Annotated in this window: 2 protein-coding genes; one reads left to right on the top strand and one right to left on the bottom strand. The window is 49.4% G+C overall.

Annotated elements, in window-relative coordinates; genetic code table 11:
* Window positions 1–330: 330 nt before the first annotated feature.
* Window positions 331–1,788, bottom strand: coding sequence for a sugar transferase (locus RMO84_RS13370; RefSeq protein ID WP_310488944.1), 1,458 nt, complete (start codon window positions 1,786–1,788; stop codon window positions 331–333).
* A gap of 918 nt (window positions 1,789–2,706) precedes the next feature.
* Here RMO84_RS13370 and RMO84_RS13375 point away from each other — a divergent pair.
* Window positions 2,707–7,215: amino acid adenylation domain-containing protein (locus tag RMO84_RS13375; RefSeq protein WP_310488945.1), on the top strand; the 4,509-nt coding region annotated here is incomplete at its 3' end.

Consider the following 7,215-nt stretch of genomic DNA (forward strand, 5'->3'; position numbering starts at 1 on the left):
AGGCGAAATTAAATGTAAAATGCCAGCATTCTGACCTCACCCCGCCAGAACCGGAGGATCTGGCGGGGTGAGGGCCATTTCGTCATTGTTAATTTAATTATGTCCAGCTATTTAATAGTCTAAGAGACTGTTTTAAAAGTCAAATTTGTTACGCTTAAACTCTAGAAAATCCCCCTAGCCCCCTTAAAAAGCGGATGCAACCACGCGGAGGTTCCCTCCGCATGTGTTGCACCAAGCAGGGGGAACCGGATTCTTAGTCCCCCTTTTTAAGGGGGATTTAGGGGGATTCACACCAACTACGGGTGTCAAAAATAACTTTTCAAACACCCTCTAATAAGACCCTTCCTTGGCGATCACCACTTTAATTGTTTGTAGTAAGATTTTCAGGTCGAGTGCTAAAGACCATTGCAAAATATACACCATATCCCAGTAAAAGATTTCATCAGAATCCACACTCGACCGACCTTTAACTTGCCATAAGCCGGTGATTCCAGGTAAGACCTCATAGCGCAAAAAGCGATCGCGAGAAAAGTGTTTCATGTCTGCTAAAGAGCGTTCGTAATCTCTCACAGGCAGGGGACGAGGGCCGACCAAACTCATTTGACCTTGTAAAACATTGATCAATTGAGGGAGTTCGTCGATGCTATATTTACGCAAAAACTTACCAATTTTAGTAATGCGCGGATCTTCTTTGATTTTAAATAGCACGCCGCCTTTAACTTCATTTTGAGCTTCTAGATCTTTTTGAAGTTCGCTCGCATTTTCGACCATCGTCCGGAATTTCCACACTTGGAAGCGATTGCCTTTGAGTCCGACTCGATACTGACGATAAAAAATCGGCCCTGAAGATGTTTTTTTGACCGCGATCGCCGTAGCAATGAGGATCGGTGAGAGGATCAGGGAAATGAGCGTAGCCGCCACGATATCGAACAGCCGCTTCATCAAAAAATTAACGCCAAAAATTGGCAGTGATTTAAAGCGACTAGTGGGGATTTCTTCAATCATCTTCGTCTCAGCAGAGCGTTGGGGTAGCTGAGTCTCTGAGGGAATCATCCGCAGGTGGATGCCAGCGGCTTTTAAACTCCACAACAGCATAATTTGATTGTCGATCGAGTCTTGACTACAAACGAAGACTTCACTTACTTGCCGCGAGCAAATATATTGAATGACTTGCTCTAGCTCGGTGTGGAGATCCCAAACCCCTAAGTCGATGATGCTATCGACTTTGAATTGTCGAGAGCGTTCGATCAATTTTTTGACGTTACCGATATCTTGTTGATGTCCCAGCAGCACGACTTGATGCTGAAAAATTGGGTTGCGCTTGCGCACTTGGATAGTCAGCAGATCGAAGCCAAACCTCGCACTGCTAATTAAGACAAAGTTTAATACCCACGCCATCAAAAATACCGAGCGCGACACCCACAAACCGGGCTGATAGAAAAAAGCCGCGATCAGCACCACTACTTGTGCGATTGTGAGCGATTTGAATAGCTTGGAAAACCGATTGAGCTTGTCATCAGTGCCATAGAATCCCCCAGTCGCCAGCGTACCAATGCTTACGGCTAGAATCGGAATCATTGAGTTGGCCACATGCGCCCCTTCCACTGGCGTGCCGATCGCATCCGAGATCGTCCACGACGCATACAGCATCGTCACATCTAGTCCCACCAAGACTAGTGATTGAAGCCCCAGGAGGTAGTGTTGCCACCGAACAGAGAGGTTTGTGGCTCTGATATCGTCTGTCTGCCACGAATTCGCCACCGTGTCAGATTTTTTTAGATCGGTCATGCGATCGCCCCAAAAGATTAGTTGTATAAGATTAAATAAAATTAGCTGCGAACAAGATCGCTATTTAATTAGCAGCGAACTAGATCCCGATTTAATTGGCAGTGATCTAGATCACTATTTAATTGTGATATTTATTAAATGATTTCTTGTATTGAGTGCTTATGGCGATCGTCCCTAAGAAATATGGATAATGCCAACAATCATTTAAATTTAATTTAACTATAATACTCACAGCAGTATATTACCTCATCCCGATCGATGCAACCCCGATCGATTCTCCTCATCCCGCTACCTAGCATCAAATTCAGTCATCTGGCTGTTGAAAATCACTGAATACTGAAGAAAAATTGGGAAGGTACATTTAAGGTCGAGGACGTATTATCTACTGTTACATTAGCCGATCGGCAAAATAGATACTATCTAGTAGAAATCAGGTTTTATGAGTTACAAGCGATCGTGTAATCTAGAGTTAAATACCGAATTAAATCTAAAATTGAGTAGTTGAATAGCCCTGATGATTGTTTGTAAAGATTGAGAATAGCTAGGTCTGGATGCAGATTGCCGTGGTGCCTATTCTCAAGCATCGCTACCGATCCCCACACATATTCGGTAGCGAAGTTCGCTCCAGTCCGACGCTCGACATGTCGCATGGATATTCGGAGAACCAGAAGACGGTAGTAAATCGAGCGCGCGAGATCGGGCGATCCTAGCAGCAGCCAACATCGCCTGCGCTAAAAGTTGCCCCTATGTATCCAAAAATACAAAGTTCAGCGGAATTACTGCTTTTTTCGCGATGCGATCGGGACTACTAACAGCGACAGCTAGATCGCCGTTGGTAGGGGGTATTAACTGCCGATCGCATCGCGATATCTTATAACTAGCAAGCCAAAAAAAATTGCCATTGGGATAACTAAAGTCATGCTTTCACCTTTAACCACCGCAAGTAGCGTATCGATCGTCATTCCGGCATACAACAGTTGTGAATTTTTGCCAGCAGCGATCGAGAGTGCGATCGCGCAAACTTATCGGGCAGGCGAGATCGAGATAATTGTTGTCGATGATGGCTCGACTGACAACACTAAGGCAGTGTGCGATCGCTACCCCACGGTTAAATACGTTTACCAGGCAAATCAAGGCTTACCTGGCGCACGGAACAAGGGGATTGAAGTCAGTCGCGGTGCCTTAATTATTTTTCTCGACAGTGACGATTGTTTGCGCCCAGACGCGATCGCCATCGGTGTCAATTGCTTGGAGGCACATCCCGAAGCTGGCTTTGTTTTTGGTAGATATATCTTTAGAGCGATCGATCCCGACGGTTCCTATCGCGTCCAAAAACTTTTTGACGAGCCGCCACCAGTCGCGAGTTATGCGACGATTTTAGCCGCACAACACAATATTCAGTGCGCGACAGCTATTTGTCGGCGGACGGCGATCGCGGCCATTGGCGGTGGTTTTTTGCCCCAGCAGGAAGACATGAATTTATTCCTGCGACTCGCCCGTCATTACCCGATCCACTTTCACGATCGAGTGGTGTCTGAGTATCGCTATCACGGCGGTAATGAGTCGAGTAAATCAGCTAAAATGCTGCGCCAAACATTAACTACCCATAGTTTAGAGTGGGATTACATTCAGGAATTAGCCGGATCTCAGCCAGAGTTAACGGCTGCTTACGATCGCGGTCGCGCTACGTGGATAAAATTTTATGGCGATCGCATCTCGTATGAAGCGATCAGAGCGACGCAAGGTGGCTCCTTATCGGCAGCGCAAGCAGAGGATGCGCTGGCAAAACTCCGACTGCTGTTAAGTTACGATCCTCAAGTGCAATGGATCGATGGCGAGGCTTATGCCGCTGCTACGGAAGCGTTGTACTTGCAATTAGCTCCGCCAGCGACATTGGTTGAGTGGCAAAAACAGCTTGTGCCACAGCCAGAGCAGTTAGCCTGGTTGCTGCCCGATCGCCCAATCCAAGCGTATCCCCAAACTCAATGTCTCCATCAGTTATTTGAAGCCCAAGTCGCCCGCACGCCAGAATCGATCGCCGTATCGTTTGACGAGCGACAACTTACTTATCGGGAGTTGAACGATCGTGCCAATCAATTAGCCCACCAGTTAATCGCCCTCGGCGTCGCGCCAGAAGTATTGGTGGGATTGAGTGTCGAGCGATCCTTAGAGATGGTAGTCGGCATCTTGGGTATTCTCAAGGCTGGCGGTGCCTATGTGCCGCTCGATCCTGCCTATCCTACCGAACGGTTGGCTTATATGCTGGCGGATGCCCGGGTGCCCGTATTGGTGACGATGCAGCAGTTAGCTGGATCTTTTGGTGACTATGCTGGCACGGTAGTGTGTGTGGACGCACCGATGGCTGAAGCTAGTCACGAGAATCCACTTGTGCCAGTCGATCCGAGCAATCTCATCTACATTATTTACACCTCCGGTTCGACAGGCAAACCCAAAGGGGTGATGGTGACGCATGCCAATGTCGGCAGATTATTTGCCGCGACTCAGGAATGGTATCAATTTGACGATCGCGATGTCTGGACGATGTTCCACTCCTATGCCTTTGATTTCTCGGTGTGGGAGTTGTGGGGTGCGTTAATCTATGGCGGACGGTTGGTTATCGTGCCGTTTGCAGTGAGTCGATCGCCCCAAGATTTTTACGAGCTATTAGCGCGCGAACGCGTCACCGTGCTCAATCAAACCCCGTCAGCTTTTCGGCAATTAATGCGAGTAGCGACCGAAGCGCAAGCTAATCTGAAATTGAGTTTGCGACGGGCGATCTTCGGCGGAGAAGCGTTGGATCTCCAGAGCCTGAAGCCGTGGTTTGCCAAATATGGCGATACCACACCACAGCTCGTAAATATGTATGGAATTACCGAAACCACCGTCCATGTTACCTATCGCCCGATCGCGGCGAGCGATCTAGAGCGCGGTAGCGTTATCGGTTGTCCGATTCCCGATTTGGAATTATATATCCTGGATACCGATCGTCAACCAGTGGCAATTGGGATAGCGGGAGAAATGTATGTCGGTGGCGCGGGTGTCACGCGAGGTTATTTAAATCGTCCCGAACTGACTGCCGAACGCTTTATTGCCAATCCGATCGATCCGCACTCTCCAACCAGATTATATCGGACGGGCGATTTAGCTAAGTACTTGCCCAACGGCGATATCGAGTATTTAGGGCGGATTGACAATCAAGTTAAGATTCGGGGGTTTCGGATCGAACTGGGTGAAATCGAAGCCGCGATCGCCCAGCAGGAACAGGTACGAGAGGCAGTAGTCATCGTCCGCGAAGATGAACCGGGCGATGTCCGATTAGTGGCCTATTTCGTACCGACAACAGCCGCTCAGATCGATCTAGCAGCATTGAGAACCAGTCTCAAACAGCAATTGCCCGACTACATGGTGCCGTCGGCGTTCGTGAGTTTGGATGTTATGCCCCTGACCCCAAATGGTAAAACCGATCGCCAAGCATTACCCGCACCGGCTCCAGTCAATCTCGGATCGAGCCAAAACTTTGTGGCGGCGCGGACAAATACCGAAACGATCTTGACCGAGATTTGGCAAGAACTACTCCGACTCGATCGCGTCGGGGTGGCAGATAACTTCTTCGATCTCGGTGGGAACTCCTTGCTGGGACTCAAAGCGATCGCCCGAATTCAAGCTAGATTCAATTGCAAAGTTTCAGTCGTGCGGCTATATCAGCATCCAACGATTCGATCGATGGCAGACTATCTGGTAAGTGCGATCGCTAGCACGCCAACCGAGCCGGCGATCGCTCGTCCACCCGTAACCCCGCCCGTAACTAATAATAGTGTTGCTGTCATTGGGATGGTTGGTAGATTTCCAGGTGCCAATAATATCGAAGAATTGTGGGCGAACCTGCGCGCGGGGACGGAATCGATTACCTGGTTTGACGAAAGTGAAATCGCTCCGAGTGTCGATCTCGCCCTCCTCGCCGATCCCAATTACGTCCGCGCCAAAGGCGTCCTCGCGGGTGCCGAACTCTTCGACGCCAGCTTTTTTGGCATTAGTGCTAGAGAAGCCGAAATGATGGATCCCCAAACGCGGATCTTGCTCGAACTGGCGGCTGAAGCTCTCGAAACTGTCGGATATCCGGCAGTTGAAGACAACAAAATTGGCGTTTATGCTGGCTCGGCGGATAATACCTATTTTGAAAAGCATTTGAGCTGCCAAGCGGCAGTGCTCGATCGATTTGGCGAATTTCAAACCCATTTGGTTAACGATCGCGATTATTTGACAACTCGCGTCTCGTATAAATTAAATCTCCAAGGCCCCAGCATTAATGTCAGTACGGCTTGTTCGACTTCCTTGGTCGCGATTATTCAAGCTTATCAAGGGTTATTAAACGGGCAGTGCGATTTGGCCTTGGCTGGTGGGGTGGCAATTAGTACGCCGCAAAATCAAGGCTATTTACACCAAGAAGGGAGTATTTTTACACCCGACGGTCATTGTCGTCCGTTCGATGCCAATGCTCGGGGGACATTATTTAATAATGGGGCGGGGATTGTCGTCCTCAAACGTTTGGCTGACGCGATCGCGGATGGCGATCGAATTTATACCGTCATCAAGGGCGTCGGCATGAATAACGATGGTGCGGATAAGGTAAGTTTTACCGCGCCCAGTGTCAAGGGTCAGATGAAAGCGATCCTCCAAGCTCAACAAAGTGCGGGGATTCAGCCAGAGTCAATTTCCTATATCGAGGCACACGGCACGGCGACAGCTTTGGGCGATCCGATCGAGGTCGAAGCTCTCACCCAAGCATTTCGGACGCAAACCGCCGCCCAGCAATTTTGCGGCATCGGGTCGATCAAGAGTAATTTAGGCCACCTCACGGCGGCAGCAGGGGTTGCAGGCACGATCAAAACCGCCTTGGCACTGTACCATCGCCAAATCCCACCGAGTATCAATTTCAGCAGTCCCAACCCGCACATCGATTTTGCCGAGAGTCCCTTTTATGTCAACGATAAATTAGTTGACTGGCCGAGTGGAGATACGCCACGTCGGGCGGGGGTGAGTTCCTTTGGCGGTGGCGGTACCAATGCCCATATCATCCTCGAAGAACCGCCTCAAGTTGAGGCTTCCGGTGCTGGGCGTCCGCATCAATTACTGTTACTCTCGGCCAAAACAGCCACGGCGTTAGAACAGCAAACCATTAATCTCAAAGAGTACCTGCAACAACATCCCGAACTCAACCTCGCCGATGTGGCGTTTACGCTCCAAATTGGGCGCAACGGGTATAATTATCGGCGATCGATTGTCTGTCAAAATACCGCCGAGGCGATCGACCATCTGGCGACTTTACCTCATCTAGCGACCGCAACTCGTCAGGTAATCGATCTCCAGCCTGGGGTGGTATTCGTGTTCCCCGGACAGGGTGCGCAATACGTGCAGATGGGTCGGGAA

Source organism: Chamaesiphon sp. VAR_69_metabat_338, assembly GCF_031423935.1.
Lineage (GTDB): Bacteria > Cyanobacteriota > Cyanobacteriia > Cyanobacteriales > Chamaesiphonaceae > Chamaesiphon.

What these genes read in the sequence shown, in the direction of transcription:
- RMO84_RS13370 (WP_310488944.1), bottom strand. Translation starts at nt 1,788, where the DNA reads ATGACCGATCTAAAAAAATCTGACACGGTGGCGAATTCGTGGCAGACA.